A 22,862-nucleotide genomic window follows, 5' to 3' on the forward strand; every position below is an offset into this window, starting at 1 on the left:
TAAACTGTTATCTCTTGACGCCTGCTGATTTCGCGCTCGCTTCTGCCTGCGTGTTCTGGCTTTCACTTCCGGCCTTCTCATTCTGCGGCGGAATAGACTCGGACGCACTGGAGGTCATGATGGGTGGTCTTACCGCAGCCGGGACGGATCCCGGGGCAGCGCCTTTGCCGGGTGCCGGTGCGGCTACAGGCGTACCAATCGACTTGACATACGCGATCAGTTGCTGCAACTGTTCCTCACTGACGATACCCTGGAATGAGGGCATGAGTGGTTTATAACCCTTGACGATTTTTGCCGTCGGACTCAGGATCGATTCGCGCACGTAACTATCATCCGCCAGCACGCTCGTGCCACCTTCGAGATCCTGCTGCTTTCCGTATATGCCCTCTAATTTCGGGCATGGTCCTGTGCCATCGGACTTGTGGCATGTAATGCAGCCCAGTTGCTGGAAGAGTGCTGCACCACGCTCGGCCATTGTACCGGTTGCCGCCCCGCCGGAAAGCCACGCCTGGTAATCCTTGTCATTCATGACCGTAACCCATCCGATCATGCCAGAGTGGCTTGTTCCGCAATACTCCGCGCAGAAGATATGGAACGTACCGGTCTGAGTGGCCTCAGCCCAGACGGTTGAGTATCTGCTTGGTCCCGGCACAATGTCTTCCTTCATTCGAAATGCAGGGATGAAAAAGCTATGAATGACATCCTCGGTCGCCATGATGAAACGGATCTTCTTGCCGACCGGAATATGAAGCTCATTGATCTCCCGTTGCCCTTCCGGATGCTGGAACTTCCACATCCATTGCTTGCCCACAACATAAATATCGAGCGCGTCATTAGGAACCGTGTATTCCGTGAGGTAGATGTTTGCGCCCCATGCAAAAATCCCGAATGAAATTAGAAGCGGGATGATCGACCAGGTGCTTTCGAGCACGATCGATCCGGCAATCGGTCGTGGAATTTCCGAGTTCGAGCGACGGCGATATTTGACGAAAAAATAGAGGATCGCGGCCGATATCAGAACCGTAAAAAAGATCGTCAGACCGACCAAAAACAGATATAAATTATCTACGTCCGGCGCATAGGTCGACGCCTGATCCGGCAACATCCAGGACATTCCCAGAAGTGGCCGTAGACCATTGCCCATGATGGACTGAGTGCTGAGTGAAAGTATCCCGTGCATTGTCTCAGGCATTCCCGATCTGTAATTGGCTCCTCATGCGCTTCGCTCGACGACGGAAACCGTAAAACATTAGCCCCATACCGATTAGTGTGAGCACCCCACCGATTCGCAATACATTCGTGATGGCGACACTGTACTTACTACTCGCTGGGTCGTAATGATAACAAAATAGCAGCACCTGGTCCGAAAGAGACCCGATCTTGCGGCCCGATGCGTCCATTAAGCCGTACTTCATGTCGCTTGGCGCGAATTCGACTCCATAAAAATATCGAGACAGCTTGCCATCCGGCGTGAGCATCATGATCCCGCTCGCGTGCGCGAACTGCTTGCTCGCGGTGTCATAGGTATACCGAAAACCGACCTCTTTTGTCAATTGCTCGATCGTACGCTCATCGGTCGTCAGGAAGTGATAGGCCGCAACATTCTGCTCCTGATGATAGCTGGAAAGATACGAATCTCGCTTTTTCCGCGCGAGATCCGAAGTCTCTGTCGGATCGATCGAGACCGAAACCACATCGAAATCTTTGCCCGGAGTAAACGGCAGGGTCTTCATCGATCCGAAGACGCCATTCATAACCATGGTGCAGAGGTTCGGGCAGCCGTAATAAGCCATTACGAGAATCACGGGTCTCTTACCGAAATATGCGCCAAGCGTCGTCCAATTACCAGCTTCATCACGCATTGGCAGACTCAGCGTAACCTGCTCGCCCAAATGCTGATCGATGCCGATATTCTTTACTGCCTTTGGCAGCCCGGGATCTACTTGTTGCCCCTGAACTTCGCCTTTGAAGAAAGGAGAATTGCCTGCGAAGGCCGGTCCCGAGACCAATAGCAACAAGATGCACATCACGAAGCGCGAAGCAGAGCGGTAGTCGAAGGTCAGTCGCATCACTTGCCCGCCTCCCGAACGTCAGAGTTTCCACCCGTGACGGTAAATGTCCCGCCGGGAATGCGATTATCCCGCGCAGTCTCTGTCCGGCCCGAACTTGAAAATTCCGGAATCATGAGCGCTGGTGTTTCCTGATTGGTCGCGCGAGTCGCGAAACCACGTTTCACGACCATGTCCTTGGCGAGATCAATGGGAATATGGATATCTCCGGTCGCCTGATTGATGTAGCCGAAGGATTCCAGCAAATGTTCAACAGAGTCCCGGTAGGCAGCCCCTTCAGCCAACGGGTGCATTGCATGTCCAGGAGCGAGCTGCAGTCGCGGCTCGGGCGGCAACTGCTCGGCTTTGGTCTTTGCCACGTGCGTTACAACTTCATTCGCCGACTTCACACGCGATTCATTCCATTTGATAATGCCGAAGACAATGAAATAAACGACAACCATTCCGGCACCAAGCCAGAGCAATGCCTGATAGACCGAACGAACGTTGATATCCCCTTCCTCATGGTGGACTTCATCGTTTCGGATATCCGCCACATCGAGCTCGTGCGAACGCTCGGCGTGCGGATCGTTAAGATGACTCTTCTGGCCTTTCAAAATTCTACGGTGCTAAGTTCTAAAGTATTACGTGTTCAGTGCTCAGACGTGCTTTCTTGATTTCCGATTTATCCGTGCGCCCCTCTGGGATGCAGAGCCAGTCCCAGCTCCGGTTCACCCGTAGGTAACGCTGCCTTCTTTTTGTATTGCCCGACGAATAGATACACGTAGAGTCCAACAAATCCAACGGGAGCGGCGACATCAGCCCAACTGAAGAAGAACTGCTCGCGGTGCCAGTTCGGCTCGATGAGCCAGTAGAGATCAACGATCCGCATAATGAAGAGCCATGCGGCCATCATCATGAGCCGTCGCCCATTTCGCTTCAAGTCGCGCGATAGTAAGATCGCAAACGGCACGATAAAGTGAACAAAGATCACGATATACGCAACGACCTGCCAGCCGCCGCGAATGCGATGATGATACCAAACAATCTCTTCCGGCAAATTACCGGCGTAGATGATGATAAGCTGTGAGAAGCAGAAGTAACCCCACAAAAAGTTAAATGCGAATAACAGCTTCCCGAGATCATGAAGATGGCCCGGAATGAGCGCGCCGGACATCGGCTCCTCTTTCGAGAGCGTAACCAGCACCATGATTGCGAAGGTCAGCGCGAGAATCCCCTCTCCGACAATAATGATAAACCCGTAAATCGTTGAATACCACTCCGGCGCAAGCGACATGATCCAGTCAATGGCAGCAAACGAAACGGCGAAGAAGAAGAACAGCAATGCGCCGCCAGAAAAATTCTCGAGCTTGCGACTCCAGCGGTGGCCGGGTTCGCGATCGAGATTCTGCGCGTACTTGTTTAGTACTACTCCAATTATGATCAGATAAGCAAAGTAAACGATCGCGCGAATCGTCCAGAATGTGGAATTGAGATAGCCGGCTTTATCCGTCAGTACTGGACTGGCCTTCACAACCTCCGGGATTGTCCACTCGAAGATATGATTCAGATACATCCCGATGATGACCGGAATAAACAGAATCGCAGCAATGGGCATAATACGACTCCCGGCCTCAAAGATTCTTCGGCCCATGATTCCCCATGCGCCGCCAGTCAGGTACTGCAACAGCAGCAATCCTAAGCTGCCAACGCAGAGGCCGAAGAAGACCATGAACCCGAGCAAGTAGGAATGGAAGAATTGCGTCAGCGGTGCAACACCAGCGCCACTCGGTACAACGATGGCGAGGAGGAGCAACGCGAAGCCAATAACAGCCGCGATCAAGCCGCGCTTCCGCTGCGTCTCGAGCGCGTTCGGTGACAATATGAAATTACCTGGTGCCAATGCTTCTTACTTCAAATTCTTGACTTGGTCCGGCGGCAAATCCGCAAGCTTCGCATTCTGACTGTATTGCAACGCCCGAATGTACGCGATAATCTCCCATCGCTCATGCGGCGGAATCTGCATCGCATAATCAGGCATTACACCAAATCCGTTGGTTATGACATCGAAAAAGTGTCCGAGGGTCTCGTTCCGCAGGCGGTCCTGATGGTAGGTCGGCGGCTGACGAAATCCACGGAGCACGATGAAGCCACGCCCATCGCCAAGCACGCCATGACATGGCGAGCAAAAAATATTGAATCGCTCTTGCCCGTGATCGAGGATCTCTCGCGTGATTGGAAACGGAAACTCATTGACCATCGCCATTTGCGACTTTGCCCCAGTATCTTTTGCCGTCGCGGGAGTCGATGAAGCAGCGGTCTTGCCAGTGTAATATGCTTCATCTTCGCGCAAATATCCTCGAGCAACGGTACCCTGAACGAGGTTGCGCGAAGAGAGACTATCCGGGAAGATCTCGCTTCCACGAAATGCCTTGTACTTCGGCTGGTCCTGCATATCCTGGCGGCAGGATATCAGGGTCGATGCCGTCGCGAATAGGATCACGACGCCCTGTAGGCGATACCAAAGACGCATCGTCTGTTTGTTATCCATCGACACGCACCACCTCTCTCGCGCCTGTCGTTCGCAGAAAATCGGTCACGGCTGATTCATCATAGTTGGGATCGCGCGCCTCGATACACAAAAAGAATCGATTGTTGGTGGCCAGAGAAAAACTCGGAACATTGAACACGGGGTGATAGGGCTGCGGCAAGCCATTCATGGCAAGCATCCCAATCCCGCAACTGAGTCCGGCAATGAGAATCGTACTCTCGAAGGTGACGGGAATGTACATCGGCCATGTAATAAACGGCCGACCCGCAATATTCAAAGGGTACCACACAGCGGACGCCAGACAAGCCAGCGAAAAACCGCCGATGCCTCCGAGGAGTCCACCAATCAGCGTAGCAAACGGAACTTTGTTGTGGTGCCGTTGGAAGCCAATCATTTCCGAAACGGCCTCAATTGGGAATGGGGTGAAGGCGTCCATCACTCGATACCCCGCATCGAACGCCTTCCTGGTTGCCGCAATAATTTCTGTGGTGGAATCATATTCCGCCATGACGCCGTATACCGGGTAGCTCTTCACTTGCTTCATGATGCCACCTCCTCTTCAAACGTGCCGACCTCGGGATGTCCGGCGGGAATTGCCTGCGGAAGGGAAGTCTTGAGTTCAAACATCGGAATGATTGGCATGGCCCGCATAAAGAGCAGCATCAGCGTCAGGAATAATCCTAGTGTGCCGACGAAGGTCATGACATCGTAAATGGTTGGCTTAAAGTAACCCCAGGAACTCGGCAAGAAGTCGCGGTGCAAGCTAATCGCAATAATCACGAACCGCTCGAGCCACATGCCGATATTGACGACGATGGCGAGCACAAACAAGAGTGGAATGTTGCTTCGTATCTTTCGCCACCATAAGAATTGCGGTGTCACAACATTACACAGAACGAGCGTCCAGTAAAACGGTGCGTAGGGTCCGAACATCCGATTCAGGATGAGGAATTTCTCGTATCTGTTTCCGGAATACACCAAGCCGAAGAACGGCTCGAAGGTGTACGCATAGCCAACGATGAGTCCCGTAGCCAGCATTACTTTCCCCATGTTGTCGATGTGCTTCATCGTTATGAAGTCCTCGAGTCCAAAGAGTTTGCGAGCGGGGATGGCAAGGGTGAGTACCATTGCAAATCCCGAATAGACAGCACCGGCAACGAAGTATGGCGGAAAGATCGTCGTGTGCCAGCCAGGGATAATGCCGATCGCAAAGTCCATACTGACAACCGAGTGAACGGAAACAACCAGCGGCGTGCACAGACCGGCTAGCAGGAGACATGCAGTCTCGTACCGACTCCAATGCCGCGTCGAACCGCGCCAGCCCATTGAAAGCAGGCCGTAGAATCGCTTGACGAAGGTGCTCTTCGCCCGATCACGCATTGTCGCAAGATCCGGAACAAGGCCAATGTACCAGAATACAACCGAAAGCGTGAAGTACGTAGAAACCGCGAACACATCCCATACAAGCGGACTCTTGAACTGCGGCCAGACACCCATCGTGTTTGGCAGCGGGAAGAGCCAGTATGCAAGCCACGGACGACCGGTATGGAACACAGGGAAAATACCCGCGCACATAACGGCGAAAATCGTCATCGTTTCTGAAAACCGGCTGATCGATGTCCGCCACTCTTGCTTGAGCAGCAGTAAGATCGCCGAGATCAGCGTCCCAGCATGACCAATTCCGATCCACCAGACGAAATTCGTAATGTCCCAGGCCCAGCCGACCGGCTGATTGTTTCCCCAAATACCGATGCCTTTGAAGACGAGTACCGTCAGCGCGAAGAGCAAGCCCATCGCGAAGGCCGAGGCGATCAACAGCGTCCCGAACCACCAGCGTGGCGTGCCGGGCCGAAGCACGACGTTCGAGATTTTTTCTGTAATCGACTCGAAGGTATGTCCCGGCGCTATGACCGGCACATCCAGAAGTGGATGAATACCAGGCACAGCCTTGCCATTAGTCGCGGCCGGGCGTGGTTCGAGTACGTCTGTTGCGTAGCTACTCATACGTCAGGCGCTCTCCTCCCAGCTATTCGTACGCTTCACAAGTTCGCGTTTAATTTCAGGATTTGGATTTCGTACCACGCCGAGATACGTCGTTCGGGGATGCGTGTTCAAGTCGCCGAGCAATGAATAATTGCGCGAGTCCGATTTGAGTTTCGCGACGCGGCTATTCGGATCGTTAATGTCACCAAAGACGATCGCGTCCGTGGGGCAGGCTGCTTCGCAAGCGGTGATGATTTCGCCGTCGCGCACGCGGCGACCCTCCTTTTCGGAGTCAATCTTTGCTGTTTGGATCCTCTGCACGCAGTAGGTGCATTTTTCCATGACACCACGGCTTCGGACTGAAACCTCCGGATTGCGCAGCATCTTATACTGCGGCGTCGTCCAATCCTGATACAGCAGGAAGTTGAACCGACGAACTTTATAGGGACAGTTATTGCCGCAGTACCGAGTGCCAACGCAACGGTTATAGACCATGTCGTTCAAACCTTCGGCGCTGTGACTTGTCGCATCGACCGGGCACACGAGTTCGCAGGGCGCATCCTCGCATTGCTGACATGGCACCGGTTGATAATACGTCTCCGGATCATCTGCAGCGCCAGTATAATAGCGATCGACGCGAATCCAGTGCATTTCGCGGCTCCGTGCAACTTGCTCCTTGCCGACGACCGGGATATTGTTCTCCGCCACGCAGGCGATCATGCAGGCATTGCAGCCGATACACGAATTCAGATCGATCGTCATGCCCCAGGCATATCCCGTGTATTGATACTTCGGGAAAAAGCCCATATCCTTGGAGGGCTCGGGCTCCTGCTCATGGACGTAGTTCGGGGTCTTCTTATACTCTTCGAATGTCGCCGACCGCACGGCTTCACGGCCCTCCATTGTAAAATGGATTTGCGTGCCAGCGAGTTGGTACGTGCTGCCAGTTTTGCGGACTTTCGCACCCGTTACGAACCAGCCATCCTTAGATGTCCGGACTAAACCAGCATCGAATCCCAGATTATTACCCACACGACCAGCGCGTCTGCGGCCGTAGCCCATTGGGAGCGTGATCGTATCGTCCGGATGTCCTGGAACAATCCAGACTGGCGCTTCGAGATGAAGGCCATTGACCTCGATATATACTATGTCCGACTCGTAGCTGCCACCCTTAAACTGCAGCGTCGCACTGAGGCCGAGCCGTTCAGCGGTCGCATTGCTCATGAGCGCCGCGTTATCCCAGGTCAGTTTGGTGATCGGTTTCGGCAATTCCTGCAACCAGCCTAGGTTCGCGTAGCGCCCATCCCATACGGAAGGATCCGGGCGGAACACCAGATCGAAACCAGACGCCTGCGCTACTGTGGACGGAACTCCAGATCCGCTCGGCTGCGCTGTCTTAAGTGCGATCGAGGTATTCTGGATCACACCATCATTAAGTGCACGCCGCCATGTCTTCTCAACATCGCCGCCCTTAACGCCGGAAGTCCAGTAATTTTTGACAATATCGTATGCTACCGCGGATGTATCTTTCGTGAAGGGTGAAAGGACTTCCTGTGATGTTTTACCTTGATAGAGCGGCGAAATCAGTGGCTGAATGATCGATGCGGTCCCATCCTGCGCGCGCGCATCGCTCCAGGATTCAAGAAAATGCGCTTCGGGAATGTGCCATTGCGCAAGTTCAGCAGTCTCATCGTAATACAAACCGTGATGCACGATGAATGGCACCTTCTTCATCGCTTGCGCGAAATTCAGATCGCGCGGTGCGGAGTAAACCGGATTGACTCCACCAAGGATTACCAGCGCCTCGACCTCACCCTTCGCCATATCCAGCGCGAGATCGGTAATAGACGCAAGATGATCGACAGGATTTGCATCGACCGGCTCGGAATAAAACACCGTTTGTCCGACATTTCCGAGCGCGGCGTTGATTTGATGCGCCAATGCGTGAACGTGTGGCGATTGCCACTCGCCAGCGATGACGATTGAGCGCCCGCGATACGAAAGAAGATCTTTCGCAACCGCATCAATGAAGGACTGCTGCTTTATGTGGCCTGCACCCGCTCCGCCAACTCCTAATCGATTTGCCAGCGCATCGACGACAGCCTCGAACTCACTCGGGCGTACCGAAACACGATTATCCGCATTGGAGCCCGTCGTTGTTGCCGTCGTCTCCATGACGTAAAGCCGGCTCATTTCGGTGCTCGAAGTACTGACTCTGCGCATCTGGGCCCAGTCACGAGCATACCGAACGCTCGCGGCGGAATCCATCATAAAATCGCTATCGAGCGAAAGAACGCGAAGAGCTTTGTCGAACCGGTAGTGCGGAGTGACCTGCGCACCGAATACGGCCTGCGAAGCATAAAACGCACTGCTGGATTTCGCCGGCTCCCATTGATGCCACTTGGCCTGCGGCAGATCGGCTAGGATGCCCTTGAGCATTGCATTGAGCGAGGGCGACGTGATCGATTCGGTCAAGAATCGGAGCCCAGCACCTTTTGTCCCGGTAAATCCACTTGCACGCCCGCTCATGGCGGTCACAAAGTCGCCCCAGGCGCGGATGTCACCAAGGTGGAGGATCGCTTGCGAGCGATCAGGATCGTACAATTCGAGAATCGCCGCCTGCGCAAAAATGTCGGTCGCGCCGAGGCTTGCCGGATGATCGGGATTGCCTTCAATCTTTGTCGGCCGGCCTTCATTACTGCGAACGAGCAAGCCCATGGCCCCACCCGATCGTGGCATGGCCGTGGCGAAATAGAGCGCCTTGCCTGGTACGATCTCCTCCGGCTGCTTGATGTACGGAATAATTTCTTCTTTGGGCTGCACCGTACAAGCCGCGAGCCCTGCAAGTCCGGCCGAGGCGCCCATCAACTTGAGGAATGAGCGGCGGCTGACCGGATCGACCAGAACCTCCATTTGGGATGGGTACTCGCGACGCACGAAGTTGTCAAACTCGGGCGTATCCGCAAGTTCCTCGAGGGAGCGCCAGTATTGCTTCTCCCCGGCTTTTGGAAGGCGCGATGAATCATCGGCAGCCTGGGCCAACGGGCCCGGTGTACCGAGAACTGGAAGGTCGAGTGTAATCCCGTTCATCTGTGGCAGGTTGAACAACTCGTTAATACGTCCGAACCGAGCACGTTGTACTCCTTTTTCAATTTCAATCCAAGCGCTTGTTGATTCGAAGGTGGCTCATAGGCCATGTTGAAGACCTGACTGCGAGGTCTCAGAAACTGCTCCGGCGCACGATGGCACTTAATGCACCACTCCATCTGGAGTGAGGCGACTTGCCGAACAAGCGGCATTTGATCCACGCGGCCATGGCACGTTGCACAGCCGACGCCTTTGTTAATGTGGATCGAATGGTTGAAGTAGACATAATCCGGAAGATCGTGAATGCGGGTCCACTTTATCGGGATTCCTGACTTCCAGCTTGCACGGACGGGCTCGAGATACGTCGTCGTGGCCCAAAGCTGCGTATGGCAATTCATGCAAGTTTTGGTCGGCGGCAACCCTGCGAAATTCGAACTCTCCACCGATGTATGGCAGTAGCGGCAGTCGATCCCATCGTCACCGACGTGATGCTTATGGCTGAATTGAACAGGCTGCGTCTTGACGACGTCCGATTGATTCCAGTAAGAAGATCGCGGAATGCCGATGAATACCGCGTAAACGGCGATCACAGCAAGCCCACCCGAGGCCATAATGGACGCTCGGGCGATCGAATTAGCACTTTTCGGGAATAATTGCCCCATCTCAGATCAATGCACTAAATGCACACATGATGACGCGCACGTGGAAAATATCCGGCGAAAAAAACGGCGCGACTGGTTCAGAGTGATTGCAAAAATACGACGGAAAGTTTCACTTCCCACAAAAATGTTTTTTTTTGTCCCACTCATGAGTGAGCAATCATGATTTTTGCTGCGACGAATTCGAGATGCTCGGCACTACCCGGCACACATTCCTCGTTATCCGCAGTATCACAAATAACTCACTATGAAGAATCTCACACTGCTGGCGACCTACCAGACCGAATTCGAAGCGGAACTCGTTCGCACCAAATTAGAACGGGAAGGCATCGAGGCGATGATCGAAGCGCAAGACCGTTCGAATGTTATGCCTTCGCTCGACTATGCCGGAGGAGTGCACGTCTATGTCGAACCCGAAGATTTCGATCGCGCTAAATCGATTCTCGAAGATACGACAGATGATCTGACCGACGAAATGGACACGGAACAAGCATAGGACCCAGTGGCCACAACAATTGTGTCGTGGCCACTTCCGGATTATCTTACAATTGTCGTGCGGCTCTCGGTTCGCTTGTTGGATGCTGCGCGCGCGAGGACGATAACCAGCACCAAAAATGCGATTGCTGCAATCGCGATGAGCAACCAGGTATTGCTATCCTGAGGTACCTCTGTGGTGGTCGTGGTTGTGCGTGAGCTGGAATGCTCGACGGCCCCACCGGAGGAACTGCTCGGCGCGGTGGATGGTGTGCTGGAAGAAGGCGAGCTGCTCGGCGCCGGCGCCGTTTGGTCACCTTGAGCGGCTACTCGGATTGAGCCGGCCGATAGAACGAGCATCATCGTCAGCAGGCTGAAGGCATAACGGATGTAATTCGATGTCTGCATAAATAGTATCCAATAATAATGATTTAAGTAAGCCAGCCTCAAATCCTCAGCAGATACATCTGAGACGTACCGCTATGGACTTGCAACTGTCTGTTCAGGTTTAGCTATCTCAGCCTCAACCGAAATGTATGCCAACGTTGTCAATGTAATCATTCCAAGAATGGCCGTAATCCCAAGCCAGGTGAAGATAGAAGCCCTTCCATGCCTGCCATTCTTTCGGTCGAGCCAAGGGACCAGCGTCCAAAAGATGAGTACCAGTGTGTATAACAGGACTGCAAGCCATTCTGGGACATACTTGAGGCTTTGGAAAAGAAACATGAAATACCACTCCGGATGGACACCTGCGGGGGGTTCCGTCGGCTTGGTGAGATCATAGGCGGGCCCAAGATTCCAGGGATAGAGCACCGCGAGGCAGAGTAAAATGGCCAAACCGATGAGCCATAAAATCGACTCACCAAGAACATACTGCGGGATAAAGCGAGTCTTCGCCTTCGCCTCGATTCCCGGCGGTAATGAGCTGCCGAATAACGCGGTCATGGTGACGTGCGCACCCACAAGGATTACCGCAATCAACGGCAACACGGCGACATGCAGACCGAAGAGTCTCGTGAGCGTCGCGCCCGTGACGTTCTTCGATCCCCGGAGCAGACCTGAGATGGCATCACCAAAAATCGGAACAGTTTTTGGGATCTCCGTGCCGATTCGTGTCGCGAAGTAGGCCGTCGAGTCCCACGGTAGCAAATATCCGGTAAATCCAAAACCCAGCATTAGCAGGAGAAGCAGGATTCCAGTCAGCCACAGAATCTGACGCGGCGATCGATAGCTTCGCATAAAAAACGTCGAGAACATATGCAAAAACACCACGGAGATCAACGCATTTGCGCTCCACGAATGGAGCGATCGCAGGACAGATCCAAATGGGACCTTCGTAATTAGCAGTTCAAGCGATTGGTGTGCAGCCTCCGGTGTTGGCTGGTAGTAGAACAGCAAGAGCATACCAGTCGCGATCTGGATGCAAAACAAGAAGAACGCGAGCCCTCCCATGTAGTACCACATCGAGCTCTTATGACGCGGGACATGCTTCGCTTTCAGCGCCTCGTAAGGCTCACGAAGATGGAGATGATCGATTAGCGTCATGCGGCTGGGTTCTTCGGTGCAAGAGAGACTTCGAGATCGTCCGCCTGTTGGTTCACAACAAGTTCAGTTAGTGGTGATTTTGGCCGCGTGCCGGGGACGTTCACGCCGTTGACATCATATTTCCCGCCATGACACTTGCAATAGAATCCGGGCATTTGTGGCCGATATGAAACGATGCATGCAAGGTGGGTACAGGTCGCTGTAAATGCACGAATGGAGTTGTCCGCCTCACGCACAACGATCACAGGTTCGCCCTCGATCTCGACAAGTTTTGACGGTGAGTCTGGCGTTAATTCCGCCGCAGAGAGCTTCGCGGTTTTGTTACCGGCGAACGCACCCTGAAACGCAAGAAATTTTCCGACCGCGAACGCGAACGGCGCGGCGAATGCCGTCAACCCGACGGCCACAAGCCAGCGAAGAATGTTGCGTCGTTTGGTGGGAAGGTGTTCGAACATCAAGAGCGACTACACTATTGTTAAACGGAAACATTCGATGGGGATGCCGGTGATAACGCGATCAGGATCATCGGCAGTCTCAAAGCTATAAGGATTACCCGTTCAAATCCACCCAGACAGTCTTCGTCTCGGTATAGAGATCGATCGCGGCGCGGCCAAGCTCGCGACCAAACCCGCTGGACTTATATCCACCAAACGGTGCGGCATTCTCCGTAGTCGAGATTGTATTGATCCAAATGGTACCCGCCTTTACGCTACGCGCAACGCGGTGTGCCTTCTTGATGTCCCGCGTCCAAATCGCAGCAGCGAGGCCGAATTCGGAGTTGTTCGCCTCTCGCACGCCCTCCTCCAAATTCGCAAACTTGATGACGCTCGCGACGGGCCCGAAAATTTCCTCCTGCGCAACCCGCATGGAATTCGTCACGCCTTCGAGCACAGTCGGCTGCATGAAGTAACCTCGTGAACCGATGCGCTCTCCGCCAATGGCGACGGATGCACCCTCTCCCCTTCCGACCGCAACATAGCTCATTACGCGGTCCAAATGCTCGGACGAAATGAGCGAGCCAAGCCGTGTCTTGGGATGCAGTGGATCGCCAGCAACCATTTTGCCAGCGCGCCCACGCAGCACTGCCATAAACTCATCATAGCCTTTCTCCTCCACAAAGATTCGGGATCCGGCGGTACACATCTCGCCCTGATTGAAAAAGATACCACCCAGCGCGAACTTCGCAGCTGTTTCAAGATCGGCATCGGCGAACACAAGGTTCGGCGATTTACCACCGAGTTCGAGGGAGACACGCTTGAGAGTCTTCGCGGCAGCGCGCATGATTTCCTTGCCAACTTCAACCGAACCGGTAAACGCGATCTTGTCGATGCCAGGATGTTCGACCATCGCAGCGCCCGTCGTGGGCCCAAAGCCGGTCACGACATTGAAGACTCCCGGAGGTAGCCCGGCTTCGAGTGTGAGTTCAGCAAAACGCAAAGCCGTGAGCGGAGTTTGCTCGGCAGGTTTGAGTACGATGGTATTCGCACAGGCGAGCGCTGGCGCGACTTTCCACGCCAGCATCTGCAGCGGGAAATTCCAAGGGATAATCTGTCCGCAGACACCGACCGGCTCCCGGAGCGTGTATATAAGCGCTTCGCCACCCGCCGTATTTGGGATTGTCTCACCGGTAATCTTCGTCGGCCAGCCTGCATAATACTCGAAGCACTCAGCCGCGAGTGGAATGTCGAATCGCGAAGACTCGAAGATTGGTTTGCCTGTGTCGAGCGTCTCGAGTTCGGAAAGCTCTTCGGCATTTGCACGAATTAATTCGGCAAGCTTCCAAAGCACTCGAGCGCGATCGCGTGGCGTCATTTTCCGCCACGGACTCGACTCCTCAAACGCCTTGCGCGCTGCGTGGGCGGCGAGATCGACATCCTCCGCTCCGGCTTCGGCGACCAGTGCCAGCACCTCTCCCGTTGCAGGATTTCGTGTTTCGAAAGTCTTGCCCGACCGTGCCTCGACAAATTCGCCATCGATAAAGAGCTTGCCGGGCTTCGGGTTTGCCTTGAGTGGCTTGATCTCAGCGAGAATATCGGGGGATGCGGGTGCCGTGAGCGTCTCTGCCATTAGTGTGTAGTGTGTGTCGTGTCTTCATCCAGTTCAGCGTGCGCTTTTTCTTTCAAATCGCGATAATGCTGAAGCTGCGTTTCAAAATAATTCTTGTCTGCCTTCTCGGCAAATTTCAGCGCCTGCTCTTCGTCGCGAATCGCGTCATCGAATTTCTCAAGATTCCCTTCGACAAGTGCGCGCGTATCGAGAAAGTTTGATTCGTCCGGCCTAGCCGCGAGTGCCTCATTGATAAGTCCGAGAGCGCGTGCCGACTGCGATGATGTGCTTGCGAGATACCAGGCCTCCTCGTTTATCAGGTCCGGATCCCGTGTCCCCATTAATGCCATGATTTGATCATACGTCACCGCGACGCTATCGAACTTCTTTCGCTGTTTGTAATAAGCAAGTACCTCATGCAGCAACTCGTAGTGAAGCACGCTATCGGGGCCACGCTTGGCAAGTGTCGCCATGAGCGCCTGGACCGGCTCGACGGCGCCTTCCACGTGAAGCCGAAGGTCAGCCTCACGAATCCATGCCTTGCGAGCGTCGACGGGATGCGCAGCATTCAATCGAATCATATCGAGGTGCCGAACGACGCTATCATACTTCGAACGCTCTTCAAACAGGTCAATCAGCTTCCAGTGCAGCGCAAGATTTCCGGGATTGCTCCAATACTTCGCCACAATAGATTGCACCGTATTGCGGCCATGAAGAATATCATCGAGCTTCTGCTCGAGCTCTCGCGCGCTCAGTTTATCGGGAAAAACAATTCGATCGATTTCCTGCTTATCGGTGCCGATCACAATGATGCATGGCCGTTTTGCGATCTTGTAATCCTTTTCGAGTCCGCTCAATCTCCAGCCAAGATTCCGCAGACTATCCAAACCGACGGTCGGTGGTGGATCGACGGCAAAATCATTCATCGCCGGTTCAAAGTGGTTGCGAAGATATATTTGCAGCCGCCTGTCGTGAATTATGGTATTTGCAAGCCGGATACTGGCCGAGTCGATGAGATCAAGATCGAAGGCAGCGGTTGGCTTGCCTGACTTGGCCGACCTCAGGACGGCATCGTCCCACATCGTTTGAAACGGAAACTGATAATGAATCCTGGGCGTCGTGCTTGCACCAATATCGGCCGTCGACTGGGCATGGATCTGACCCACCCAGAAAAGCGCGATAAACAGCATGATTGCGGAATTGGCAGAGATTCTCACGAAACGATGGCCCCTTTGTACCAGAAGTAGTATTATTCCTCGTCAAACTTCCCAAACACTTGAGTGTGGCATCCGTTTCGGATAGCCTGCATTCTCATAATCGGCGAACCGTTTGGATCGTAACGAGCGGCTGCGGGTAACGACTTTTGTCTGGTGAGTGTTTCCACGCCCGATTATTACTCTTTACTCATCACTCTTTACCCCTTACTCTATTGAGCGTATTAGTCGATAAGAACACACGCCTGTTGGTGCAAGGCATCACGGGCAGCGAAGGGTCCTTCCACACCCAGCAGATGGTCGAGTATGGCACGAACGTCGTGGCCGGCGTCACGCCCGGCAAGGGCGGGACGGTCCATGAAGGCATTCCGGTCTTCAATACGGTAGCCGATGCCGTCCGCGCGACCAAGGCAAACGCCGCGTGCATTTTCGTGCCGCCGCCGTTTGCAGCCGATGCGATTTTGGAAGATGTTGCCGCCGGGCTGCCGCTCGTCGTCTGCATTACCGAAGGCATTCCGGTCCGCGATATGATCCCGGTCTATCATGCTGTCCGCGCTTCGAAAACGGTTCTCGTTGGACCGAACTGCCCCGGGGTAATCTCACCCGGAAAAGCAAAAATCGGCATTATGCCGGGATTTATCCATAAAGAGGGCCGAGTCGGTATCATTTCGCGCTCCGGCACGCTGACCTACGAAGCTGTCAACCAGCTTACGGAAGAAGGCCTCGGCCAATCGACCGCTATCGGCATCGGCGGCGATCCAATCGTTGGGACACGGTTTATCGATGCAATCAAGTTTTTCGCGAATGACCCGCAGACCGATGCGGTCGTCATGATCGGCGAAATCGGCGGTACCGCAGAAGAAGAAGCTGCGGCCTGGATCGGGAAGCATTTCAAAAAGCCGGTCGTCGGATTCATCGCCGGTCGCACTGCCCCTCCGGGTCGCCGCATGGGCCATGCCGGAGCGATCATCTCCGGCGGTGCGGGCACCGCTGAAGAAAAGATGAAGGCGATGACGGCCAATGGCATCACGGTCGTGGATACCCCGGCGGTCATCGGCGAGACCGTGACGAAAGTGCTTGCCAGTGCCAAGTGGAAGAAGAAACGGGCGGCCACGAAGGGACTCTCTCGCATTTGGAAGCCCGGTAAGGGCCAGACAATCATGATCGAAGAGCCAAGAGGAGTGATGAAGGTGGAGTTTAAGACGGCGAAGGCGAAAGCCGCCGCGAAAGCAAAGCCGAAGCCTGCTAAGAAGGTCGCCAAGTCTGCTGCAAAGCCTGCGAAACGTGCCGTCAAGCCCGTTGCGAAGGCCGTGAAGCGTACCGCCAAAGCGAAGGCAAAGCCGGTGAAGAAAGCGGCGCCGAAGCGCACAGCAAAACCGGCGCCAAAGCCAAAGAAGCGCGCTCGCCGCTAATTGTGGCAGAGAATTGGAAAGCTGAAGGACCATGCATATACGCTCCAACCGTTACAGAACCGTTGCATGCGTCCTATCCGTCTTATCGGTCCTATCGGTCCGATCAGAAGCCCAGGAAGCTCCCAAGTACTTTGACAAAGCCTACCGCGATTCCATCGCAAGTTACCGCGGCCACCTCGAAACCTACCATCAGGAGTTCTACAGCTACGACTATGGGATGAGCCTTGCAATGCTGCCAGTTGCCGGCGAGTGGTACGTCGGCAAGATGGGCACCGGCATTCGATACTCGATCGCGAGAGCGGCAACCGTCGCGCTAGCGACGGTCGGGACGGTTCGCCTGCTCAAAGGAAGCCCGCATCTGGATCTCAATATTGGGATGCTTGCCGGGGGCATCATCGGGTACTTCGCACTCAAATGGTCGGAGATCTCGAACGTGATGCACAGCGTCTCGGAGAAGAACGAAGCGCTGGTCGAGCAATACCAGATTGCCGAACCGGACATTGTCCCAGGCTCGATCCGTTACCCAACCAGGTCGTGGCCCGAGTGGATCACCAAAGCCCCGGAACCTCGTCACCCGGAACGGGCACGAGAAGCGGTGGATAAACCGTTACCGGCGGCTTCCAAATTGGAACAATAGAACTGGCGGCTATAGGGGCTAATGGCATTAGCCCTACCGCGTTACGGGCTAATGCCATTAGCCCTTACCCAAACAATCAATTTATTCTATACATCTGTGGCCATCGAACGCACCCTCTGCATCATCAAGCCCGACGCCGTAGCTGCGGGCAATACCGGTAACATCATCGCCCACATCCAGAAGGAAGGCTTTCGCATCCTCGGGATGAAGATGGTCGCACTCTCGCACAAAGCCGCTGCGAAGTTTTACGAAGTCCACAAGGGACGTCCGTTCTACGATGGTCTCGTCGATTTCATGTCGAGCGCGCCGTGCGTGCCGATCGCACTCGAAAGAGACAATGCTATCTCCGAGTGGCGCCGCGTGATTGGCGCGACCGACCCTGCTGAAGCTGCTGCGGGGACCATCCGTAAGCTCTACGCGAAGAACAAAGGTGAGAACGCCGTGCATGGCTCGGATTCCGTCGAGAATGGTCTTCGCGAGATCGCGTTCTTCTTCACCGAGCGCGAACTGGCGGATTTGGCTTAAGCGAACTCGCTCTGTCATCCTGAGAGGAAGCGAAGCGGAGTCGAAGGGTCGCTCGACTTCATGCTAGAGATTCTTCGACTTCGCAAATTGCATCGTGGGCGATGCCAGCTTCGCGACGAGTTGCTTCGCTCACAATGACATCCCTTGAGCCGCATGGCTCCCTTCTACCGCGTCTTCTTCAATGTCCCCATGCCTGAGGTATTCGTCGTTTCCCACTGTCCGCTCTCGGTATTGAACCGGAAAGACTCAGGATGCTGCTGTACGAGCGCCCACGGGAAATCGCCATGCTTATAGAGGGTGTCGGCGTTCGTCCAGCGTTCATCGCCATTGAAGAATGGATGAGCCAAATTGTACGGGTCGCCCGGCACGGAAGCAGTCACGCCGCTTACTTCAGCGCCGGCTGAGGAAGTCTGCGGCTCCGTCGTCGTCGTGGTTTTCAGCATCGTTTTGATCTTGTGATGCTTTTTGATGGCCGAAGGATAACTCTGAGCGTATGTATTCATCGCGAAGAAAGACAAAAGAAGCGCGCTTGCAATAAGAAGTTTCATAATCGTAAAATTTAGTGAACTCCTGAGATGCCATGCAAGCGGCGCACCAATTTATAGTGCTGAGTGCTAAGTCCTAAGTGCAGAACTCATCCGTTACTTCGCGCGAATTCTTGGGAATAAAGGACGTTGGGGCTAATGGCATTAGCCCGAGATTGTAAAACGAATCGTGGGTTAATGCCATTGATCCCTACACCACCAGGATCGCAAAGAGTTTCAACATCTCGGCAACCTCGGGTAAGAACGGAACTGCAAGTGGGACGCCGAGATATGAACCGCTCGTCACGGGTTTGCCTTTTGAATCGTAGCGTGAGAAGAATCCGTGCTCCGCGATATCGCTTGCGGTTCGCTGACCTGCAAAGAAATCGATCATACGGATTGCCTCGGTTTGATACGACCTATTGTGCATGACAGTGCTCATGTGGATGAGTCCATCGGCGATGTCTCCGACATCGGTCGGATTGAGTTCGCCTTTACGTTTCCCCCCCATAATCTCATGCGCTTGCGCTACGGCGGTTCCTGCAAGCTTTTGTGCGCGAGTGAGAAGATCAGCATCCTTTGTATGCTCGGAGCATGTGATCGCCGCATCGGCAGCCACCATCATATCACGCGGGAAGAATCCCACTTGCGGCGTTTCGAGTGCGTTGAGCGACGTTACAGCCCACTGCTTATAGACATTATCGTTTGTCGCATGGTACAACCGTGCCGCTGCCAGCGCGCCATAGGCCGTGCTGACGCCGTTCGGCCTTCGGTCGGCAGAATTCCATGCCCATCCTTTGGATCCACCATTGCCACCATCGATCCAGAATCCCATGTCGATCAGGGCATTGAACGCAAACTTTGCCGCCTCCAGATATTCAGTGTCCTTCGTCGCTTCGAAGCAATGCACGAGCGCGGCACACCACTGGAGATCGTCATCCCCGCCAACGTAGATCTGATCGCCTTGCTGCGCAAGGATGCGCGCACCACGTGTGCCATTCGTCTTCTCATAGAGCGCCGATGACGATTGATAATACTGTTTGAGCTGCTCCGGCTTCAGTAGTCCACCCTCGACCATATACGCATACGCATCGAGCACGATGGTGATGCCCCACGCATCACTGCCCGGCGCGCCCGGCTGATCGGCACGGCGGACGTAATTTTGCGAGGCTGCATTCCACATGTGCTTTTGCATGTAGCTCATAGTCGCTTGGGCGCGGTCCGCCCACAGCTTCTTCTGTGCCTCAGCGTTCGGGGAGAGGACGGACAGGACAAATAAGACGGATAGAATTCTTCGCATGATCGTGTTGTGGTAGTTCGATGAGGCAAAAATACGTCGGTTTCCTTCTTGCGATTCTATTGGTCGCAACTTCCGCCAAGGCGCAAGTTGTCACCGGTCTCGATAATCTCGCAAGTCAGCACTTTGCTGCTCTTAAGGGCAAGCATATCGGGCTCATCAGCAATCAGACCGGACGAACGGCCAGCGGTGAACTTGGTGCCGATCTGCTTGCGAACGAGCACTCGCTGAAGCTCGTTGCGCTCTTTGCGCCAGAGCACGGTCTCATGGGCACACGGAAGGCCGGAGTTCCAAGCGACTCAGCGGAGTGGTATCACGGTGTTCGAGTATACTCGCTCTACGGCTCAACGCGCAAGCCAACGAAGAAAATGCTTCGGGGCATCAATGCACTCGTCTTCGATTTGCAGGACATTGGCGTGCGGCCCTATACGTATCTCTCGACGATGGTCCTCGCAATGGAGGCTGCTGCCGAGCAGGGCATTCCATTCTACGTGCTCGATCGTCCGAATCCGCTCTCTGGCGAACGCATCGAAGGAAATACGCTCGACCCAACCCTCAAGAGCTTCGTCGGCGCACTGCCGATTCCCTATTTGCACGGCTTGACACTTGGCGAGTTGGCGCGCATGGCGAAGGCGAAGGCATGGTTCAACAAGGCGCAAAAGCTCAAGCTCACCGTGATTCCGATGCGCGGCTGGAAGCGCTCGATGTACTGGAACGAGACGGGACTCCCGTGGACGGCGCCAAGCCCGAACATCCCGCATTTCGAGAATGCCGTCGGCGCGGCCATGCTTGGCGCTACGGGCGAGCTTGGCGTTCTCTCCATTGGGATCGGCACCGACGCGCCGTTTCTGCGTATGGGTTCGACACTTCTTGGTACAAGTGAAATTCTTCGGATCGCCGACTCGATCTATCATGGCACCGCATCAATCAACGCGGAGGACTTCGTCGGTCAGAATGCCGGACAAACAAAATCGTATCATGGCGTTCGCATCTCGGTATCATCACTACACGCCATTCCCTCTCTCTATCCACTGCAATATCAGCTACTCGAAGCCATGCTTCACGATACGGCATTCCGAAAGAGCTTTGACGCACTTCCATTCTCCGTGGATGCTATGTTCGATAAGGTGACCGGTATGCGAGGCCTTCGGGATATCCTCATACGTTGTGCGGACCTCGCACGGGTATTTGCCAATTGGCAGCGCGATTGCGATGCGTTCCGGCGCGACCGAATGCCCTATTTGCTCTATCACTAACCAGACTACCGCGTCACGCGGAGGATACAATTCACCGGCTTGTTGAGCGCGGTGTTGGCGAGACCATCCACTGCTTTCCACGCACTAAATGGCAAGAGCCTAAGGGCGGGATACGTCCGGCCAAAGAGCAAGAGCTTATTGTTGAACGTGTAAAAATCAACACGGATGGAGCTGTCTATGAAAAGGCTCGTCAGGCTCTCCTTCGTCCACGAATGCAAGTGTGCATTGTGAGGCGTCGGCTGGTGGCAGTGGATGCAGATTTCATACACCAACCGCTCGTTGAATGGCGTGCTCACGATCACGACGCCACCGGGGCGAACGACGCGCATTAGCTCTTCGGCAAACACCTTGGGATCGTGCAAATGCTCGATAATCTCGGCGGCAACGATGGCATCGAACGAGCCATCGCGGAACGGCAAGCGATAACTATCCGCAACTATAGCGACATGATCGGGGGATGGATACCGCTCGATGGCCTTTTTCGGATTGACGATCGAGACATCGAGCGAGCAAACGAACTTACCCGAATGCTGAAATGCCTTCGCGACCCAAGCTGAGCCGCAGCCAACATCGAGAATACTCTTGGACTCGCTTGGAATGAGCGAGAGAACGTACTCACGCAATCTCCGCTCGCTATGCGCGGTGGCGCCGGTGCGTTCTTCGAAGTAATCGAACTGCTCCGAATCGAGGGTGTAATGCGTTAGGTAATCGAAATTCCCCGTTGGTTCTTTCCGCTCGATCAGAATCGGGATCGAGTGCTCCACCTTGAACTCGCAGCCGTGATCGCGGCAACGAAGTGTGTCCCCCGACTCGTCGAGAACTCCACCACAGTTCGGACACGCAAGGACTTGCGCTAATCGAGCATCCATAAAGCAAAAGGGCGGGTATGATACCCGCCCTCTCTAAACTACTTGACTTGCTTTACAAGTTGCGCGAACACATCGGAGTGATGATACGCGATGTCGGCCAGCATCTTCCGGTTGAGTGTGATGCCCTTCTTGGCGAGCGCGCCCATCAGACGGGAGTATGTCGTGCCATTCTCACGGGCGGCGGCATTGATGCGGACGATCCATAGCGAACGGAAGTCGCGCTTCCGGACTCGGCGATCACGATATGCGAACTGACGCGCCTTATCAATGCGACTCTTGGCAACGGTATGGACGTTGCCGGCCATTCCAAAGAAGCCCTTCGAGGCTTCAAGGAGTTTTTTCCGGCGGTGCTTGGCTGCTGGTAGATTTTTAGCTCTTGGCATGGTAAATTCTCAGATTTTTAATGTGAATGAGCCATTCGAAGCATCTGAACCCTGGTTATCGCGTCCCGAAGGTCACGCAGGGCCGCCCGCAAAACAGCGGACGCTCTGAACGGCAAAACTTTTAGACGATCGGTGCTTAAACCCCGAGGAGCCGGCGGACCATCTTCAGGTCGCTGGGAGCCACCAGAGTGGCATGACGCAGATTGCGCTTGCGCTTCTGCGACTTGGAGGTCATAATATGCGCCTGGAACGCCTTCTCGCGCTTAATCCCACCGCTACCGGTCAGCTTAAACCGCTTCTTCGCACCCGACTTCGTTTTCATTTTCGGCATAATACCCTCCGATTCGCTACT

The 22,862-nt window shown here is 54.4% G+C and carries 23 protein-coding genes and 1 pseudogene; 5 read left to right on the forward strand and 19 right to left on the reverse strand.

Going from position 1 to position 22,862, the window contains the following annotated elements:
- Positions 1-7: 7 nt before the first annotated feature.
- The 9 genes from coxB to Q8902_08495 all read right to left on the reverse strand — a co-directional run bounded on the left by coxB (position 8) and on the right by Q8902_08495 (position 10,331).
- The gene (gene coxB / locus Q8902_08455) at positions 8-1,192 is read right to left on the reverse strand and encodes a cytochrome c oxidase subunit II (protein ID MDP4199587.1); all 1,185 of its coding nucleotides are present in this window, start codon (positions 1,190-1,192) and stop codon (positions 8-10) included.
- Positions 1,185-2,069, reverse strand: coding sequence for an SCO family protein (locus Q8902_08460; GenBank protein ID MDP4199588.1), 885 nt, complete (start codon positions 2,067-2,069; stop codon positions 1,185-1,187). The genes coxB and Q8902_08460 overlap by 8 nt, the downstream gene beginning before the upstream one ends.
- The gene (locus Q8902_08465) at positions 2,069-2,665 is read right to left on the reverse strand and encodes a hypothetical protein (protein MDP4199589.1); all 597 of its coding nucleotides are present in this window, start codon (positions 2,663-2,665) and stop codon (positions 2,069-2,071) included. Before Q8902_08465 ends, Q8902_08460 begins: the two co-directional genes overlap by 1 nt.
- Before the next feature lie 68 nt (positions 2,666-2,733).
- The gene (locus tag Q8902_08470; protein ID MDP4199590.1) at positions 2,734-3,951 is read right to left on the reverse strand and encodes a hypothetical protein; all 1,218 of its coding nucleotides are present in this window, start codon (positions 3,949-3,951) and stop codon (positions 2,734-2,736) included.
- Positions 3,952-3,957: 6 nt separating this feature from the next.
- Positions 3,958-4,599 carry a cytochrome c gene (locus tag Q8902_08475; protein MDP4199591.1) on the reverse strand — a complete coding sequence of 214 codons (642 nt, stop codon included), beginning with the start codon at positions 4,597-4,599 and terminating at the stop codon, positions 3,958-3,960.
- Positions 4,592-5,143 (reverse strand): DUF3341 domain-containing protein, encoded by a 552-nt coding sequence (locus Q8902_08480; protein ID MDP4199592.1) that lies wholly within the window; start codon positions 5,141-5,143, stop codon positions 4,592-4,594. Before Q8902_08480 ends, Q8902_08475 begins: the two co-directional genes overlap by 8 nt.
- The gene (gene nrfD / locus Q8902_08485; protein MDP4199593.1) at positions 5,140-6,603 is read right to left on the reverse strand and encodes an NrfD/PsrC family molybdoenzyme membrane anchor subunit; all 1,464 of its coding nucleotides are present in this window, start codon (positions 6,601-6,603) and stop codon (positions 5,140-5,142) included. Before nrfD ends, Q8902_08480 begins: the two co-directional genes overlap by 4 nt.
- 3 nt (positions 6,604-6,606) lie before the next feature.
- Positions 6,607-9,672: a TAT-variant-translocated molybdopterin oxidoreductase gene (locus Q8902_08490; protein ID MDP4199594.1), complete on the reverse strand. Its 3,066-nt coding sequence runs from the start codon at positions 9,670-9,672 to the stop codon at positions 6,607-6,609.
- Positions 9,669-10,331, reverse strand: coding sequence for a cytochrome c3 family protein (locus tag Q8902_08495; protein ID MDP4199595.1), 663 nt, complete (start codon positions 10,329-10,331; stop codon positions 9,669-9,671). The genes Q8902_08490 and Q8902_08495 overlap by 4 nt, the downstream gene beginning before the upstream one ends.
- A 244-nt stretch (positions 10,332-10,575) precedes the next feature.
- Here Q8902_08495 and Q8902_08500 point away from each other — a divergent pair, with 244 nt between their 5' ends.
- A complete protein-coding gene (locus Q8902_08500) occupies positions 10,576-10,824 on the forward strand; it encodes a DUF2007 domain-containing protein (GenBank protein ID MDP4199596.1) in 249 nt (82 codons plus the stop codon).
- A gap of 41 nt (positions 10,825-10,865) precedes the next feature.
- Here the strand turns inward: Q8902_08500 and Q8902_08505 are convergent, their stop codons facing one another.
- The 5 genes from Q8902_08505 to Q8902_08525 all read right to left on the reverse strand — a co-directional run bounded on the left by Q8902_08505 (position 10,866) and on the right by Q8902_08525 (position 15,610).
- On the reverse strand, positions 10,866-11,210 hold the full coding sequence (locus Q8902_08505) for a hypothetical protein (protein MDP4199597.1): 345 nt from the start codon (positions 11,208-11,210) through the stop codon (positions 10,866-10,868).
- 72 nt (positions 11,211-11,282) lie between these two features.
- Positions 11,283-12,347 (reverse strand): cytochrome bc complex cytochrome b subunit, encoded by a 1,065-nt coding sequence (locus Q8902_08510; protein ID MDP4199598.1) that lies wholly within the window; start codon positions 12,345-12,347, stop codon positions 11,283-11,285.
- The gene (locus tag Q8902_08515; GenBank protein ID MDP4199599.1) at positions 12,344-12,802 is read right to left on the reverse strand and encodes a Rieske (2Fe-2S) protein; all 459 of its coding nucleotides are present in this window, start codon (positions 12,800-12,802) and stop codon (positions 12,344-12,346) included. Before Q8902_08515 ends, Q8902_08510 begins: the two co-directional genes overlap by 4 nt.
- A 94-nt stretch (positions 12,803-12,896) precedes the next feature.
- Positions 12,897-14,414 carry an aldehyde dehydrogenase family protein gene (locus Q8902_08520; protein ID MDP4199600.1) on the reverse strand — a complete coding sequence of 506 codons (1,518 nt, stop codon included), beginning with the start codon at positions 14,412-14,414 and terminating at the stop codon, positions 12,897-12,899.
- Positions 14,414-15,610 carry a hypothetical protein gene (locus tag Q8902_08525; protein MDP4199601.1) on the reverse strand — a complete coding sequence of 399 codons (1,197 nt, stop codon included), beginning with the start codon at positions 15,608-15,610 and terminating at the stop codon, positions 14,414-14,416. Before Q8902_08525 ends, Q8902_08520 begins: the two co-directional genes overlap by 1 nt.
- Positions 15,611-15,822: 212 nt before the next feature.
- Between Q8902_08525 and sucD the strand changes: the two are divergent.
- The 3 genes and pseudogenes from sucD (at position 15,823) to ndk (ending at position 18,181) form a co-directional block, all read left to right on the forward strand.
- Positions 15,823-16,695, forward strand: a pseudogene (gene sucD, locus Q8902_08530) (succinate--CoA ligase subunit alpha).
- A 355-nt stretch (positions 16,696-17,050) separates the two neighbouring features.
- Positions 17,051-17,656: a hypothetical protein gene (locus Q8902_08535; GenBank protein MDP4199602.1), complete on the forward strand. Its 606-nt coding sequence runs from the start codon at positions 17,051-17,053 to the stop codon at positions 17,654-17,656.
- A gap of 102 nt (positions 17,657-17,758) precedes the next feature.
- Complete coding sequence (gene ndk, locus Q8902_08540; GenBank protein ID MDP4199603.1) at positions 17,759-18,181, forward strand: nucleoside-diphosphate kinase; 423 nt, start codon at positions 17,759-17,761, stop codon at positions 18,179-18,181.
- Between the two features lie 164 nt (positions 18,182-18,345).
- Here ndk and Q8902_08545 read toward each other — a convergent pair whose 3' ends face one another.
- Together Q8902_08545 and Q8902_08550 are read right to left on the reverse strand one after the other, a co-directional pair.
- A complete protein-coding gene (locus Q8902_08545) occupies positions 18,346-18,729 on the reverse strand; it encodes a hypothetical protein (GenBank protein MDP4199604.1) in 384 nt (127 codons plus the stop codon).
- A 187-nt stretch (positions 18,730-18,916) separates the two neighbouring features.
- The gene (locus tag Q8902_08550) at positions 18,917-20,005 is read right to left on the reverse strand and encodes a glycoside hydrolase family 76 protein (protein ID MDP4199605.1); all 1,089 of its coding nucleotides are present in this window, start codon (positions 20,003-20,005) and stop codon (positions 18,917-18,919) included.
- 20 nt (positions 20,006-20,025) lie between these two features.
- Between Q8902_08550 and Q8902_08555 the strand changes: the two genes are divergently transcribed.
- Positions 20,026-21,258, forward strand: coding sequence for a DUF1343 domain-containing protein (locus Q8902_08555; protein MDP4199606.1), 1,233 nt, complete (start codon positions 20,026-20,028; stop codon positions 21,256-21,258).
- Positions 21,259-21,263: 5 nt separating this feature from the next.
- Here the strand turns inward: Q8902_08555 and Q8902_08560 are convergent, their stop codons facing one another.
- From Q8902_08560 to rpmI, 3 genes are all read right to left on the reverse strand, one after another.
- On the reverse strand, positions 21,264-22,127 hold the full coding sequence (locus tag Q8902_08560; protein ID MDP4199607.1) for a methyltransferase domain-containing protein: 864 nt from the start codon (positions 22,125-22,127) through the stop codon (positions 21,264-21,266).
- Positions 22,128-22,165: 38 nt separating this feature from the next.
- Positions 22,166-22,510, reverse strand: coding sequence for a 50S ribosomal protein L20 (gene rplT, locus Q8902_08565; GenBank protein ID MDP4199608.1), 345 nt, complete (start codon positions 22,508-22,510; stop codon positions 22,166-22,168).
- A gap of 136 nt (positions 22,511-22,646) precedes the next feature.
- A complete protein-coding gene (gene rpmI, locus Q8902_08570; protein MDP4199609.1) occupies positions 22,647-22,841 on the reverse strand; it encodes a 50S ribosomal protein L35 in 195 nt (64 codons plus the stop codon).
- Between the last annotated feature and the right edge of the window lie 21 nt (positions 22,842-22,862).

This window comes from Bacteroidota bacterium (assembly GCA_030706745.1).
Taxonomy (GTDB): Bacteria; Bacteroidota; Ignavibacteria; order Palsa-1295; family Palsa-1295; genus PALSA-1295.

Coding starts and splice junctions, on each gene's coding strand:
- Q8902_08495 (MDP4199595.1), bottom strand. CDS start 10,331: ATGGGGCAATTATTCCCGAAAAGTGCTAATTCGATCGCCCGAGCGTCC.
- Q8902_08480 (MDP4199592.1), bottom strand. CDS start 5,143: ATGAAGCAAGTGAAGAGCTACCCGGTATACGGCGTCATGGCGGAATAT.
- Q8902_08510 (MDP4199598.1), bottom strand. CDS start 12,347: ATGACGCTAATCGATCATCTCCATCTTCGTGAGCCTTACGAGGCGCTG.
- Q8902_08505 (MDP4199597.1), bottom strand. CDS start 11,210: ATGCAGACATCGAATTACATCCGTTATGCCTTCAGCCTGCTGACGATG.
- nrfD (MDP4199593.1), bottom strand. CDS start 6,603: ATGAGTAGCTACGCAACAGACGTACTCGAACCACGCCCGGCCGCGACT.
- Q8902_08515 (MDP4199599.1), bottom strand. CDS start 12,802: ATGTTCGAACACCTTCCCACCAAACGACGCAACATTCTTCGCTGGCTT.
- Q8902_08460 (MDP4199588.1), bottom strand. CDS start 2,069: ATGCGACTGACCTTCGACTACCGCTCTGCTTCGCGCTTCGTGATGTGC.
- rpmI (MDP4199609.1), bottom strand. CDS start 22,841: ATGCCGAAAATGAAAACGAAGTCGGGTGCGAAGAAGCGGTTTAAGCTG.
- Q8902_08475 (MDP4199591.1), bottom strand. CDS start 4,599: ATGGATAACAAACAGACGATGCGTCTTTGGTATCGCCTACAGGGCGTC.
- Q8902_08560 (MDP4199607.1), bottom strand. CDS start 22,127: ATGGATGCTCGATTAGCGCAAGTCCTTGCGTGTCCGAACTGTGGTGGA.
- rplT (MDP4199608.1), bottom strand. CDS start 22,510: ATGCCAAGAGCTAAAAATCTACCAGCAGCCAAGCACCGCCGGAAAAAA.
- Q8902_08550 (MDP4199605.1), bottom strand. CDS start 20,005: ATGCGAAGAATTCTATCCGTCTTATTTGTCCTGTCCGTCCTCTCCCCG.
- Q8902_08545 (MDP4199604.1), bottom strand. CDS start 18,729: ATGAAACTTCTTATTGCAAGCGCGCTTCTTTTGTCTTTCTTCGCGATG.
- Q8902_08500 (MDP4199596.1), top strand. CDS start 10,576: ATGAAGAATCTCACACTGCTGGCGACCTACCAGACCGAATTCGAAGCG.
- Q8902_08555 (MDP4199606.1), top strand. CDS start 20,026: ATGAGGCAAAAATACGTCGGTTTCCTTCTTGCGATTCTATTGGTCGCA.
- Q8902_08490 (MDP4199594.1), bottom strand. CDS start 9,672: ATGAACGGGATTACACTCGACCTTCCAGTTCTCGGTACACCGGGCCCG.
- coxB (MDP4199587.1), bottom strand. CDS start 1,192: ATGCCTGAGACAATGCACGGGATACTTTCACTCAGCACTCAGTCCATC.
- Q8902_08535 (MDP4199602.1), top strand. CDS start 17,051: ATGCATATACGCTCCAACCGTTACAGAACCGTTGCATGCGTCCTATCC.
- Q8902_08520 (MDP4199600.1), bottom strand. CDS start 14,414: ATGGCAGAGACGCTCACGGCACCCGCATCCCCCGATATTCTCGCTGAG.